The following is a 665-nucleotide window of genomic DNA, read 5'->3' as shown; positions in this document are numbered from 1 at the left end:
GAGAGCATCTGCCTTACAAGCAGAGGGTCAGCGGTTCGATCCCGTTAACTCCCATAGGTCCCGTAGTGTAGCGGTTATCACGTCGCCCTGTCACGGCGAAGATCGCGGGTTCGATTCCCGTCGGGACCGTTAAGATAATGAAAATTATTTTAAGACTCGTTAGCTCAGTTGGTAGAGCAATTGACTTTTAATCAATGGGTCACTGGTTCGAGCCCAGTACGGGTCATATTTTGCGGGTTTGGCGGAATTGGCAGACGCACCAGATTTAGGATCTGGCGCTTTACGGCGTGGGGGTTCAAGTCCCTTAACCCGCATAAGAGAATAATAATGAGCCGGCTTAGCTCAGTTGGTAGAGCATCTGATTTGTAATCAGAGGGTCGCGTGTTCAAGTCATGTAGCCGGCATTTTTTTATATAAAGAAAGCAATGCGAACGTAGTTCAGTGGTAGAACACCACCTTGCCAAGGTGGGGGTCGCGGGTTCGAATCCCGTCGTTCGCTTGAGGAGGCCGGGGTGGCGGAACTGGCAGACGCACAGGACTTAAAATCCTGCGATTGGTAACGATCGTACCGGTTCGATTCCGGTCCTCGGCATAGACAAAGGTTGAAAGAAGCACCCTTAGCTCAACTGGATAGAGTACCTGACTACGAATCAGGCGGTTAGAGG

The 665-nt window shown here is 50.8% G+C and carries 6 tRNA genes; all 6 read left to right on the top strand.

Features of this window, described 5'->3' with window-relative positions:
* The first annotated feature begins 56 nt into the window (after nt 1-56).
* The 6 genes from LIZ08_RS10260 (at nt 57) to LIZ08_RS10235 (ending at nt 592) form a co-directional block, all read left to right on the top strand.
* A tRNA-Asp gene (locus LIZ08_RS10260) sits at nt 57-129 on the top strand.
* 24 nt (nt 130-153) lie between these two features.
* Nucleotides 154-226, top strand: a tRNA-Lys gene (locus tag LIZ08_RS10255).
* 6 nt (nt 227-232) lie between these two features.
* Nucleotides 233-314: transfer RNA gene (locus LIZ08_RS10250), tRNA-Leu, on the top strand.
* 17 nt (nt 315-331) lie between these two features.
* A tRNA-Thr gene (locus tag LIZ08_RS10245) sits at nt 332-404 on the top strand.
* Nucleotides 405-427: 23 nt separating this feature from the next.
* Nucleotides 428-499 (top strand) — tRNA-Gly (locus LIZ08_RS10240).
* A 7-nt stretch (nt 500-506) separates the two neighbouring features.
* Nucleotides 507-592, top strand: a tRNA-Leu gene (locus LIZ08_RS10235).
* Nucleotides 593-665 lie beyond the last annotated feature (73 nt).

Origin of the sequence: Streptococcus sp. 210928-DFI.4.42, from assembly GCF_020554365.1 — a bacterium.
GTDB classification, from domain to species: Bacteria; Bacillota; Bacilli; order Lactobacillales; family Streptococcaceae; genus Streptococcus; species Streptococcus parasanguinis_S.
Note: the sequence above shows the minus strand (reverse complement) of the source record. Positions and strands in the feature narration are given on the sequence as shown.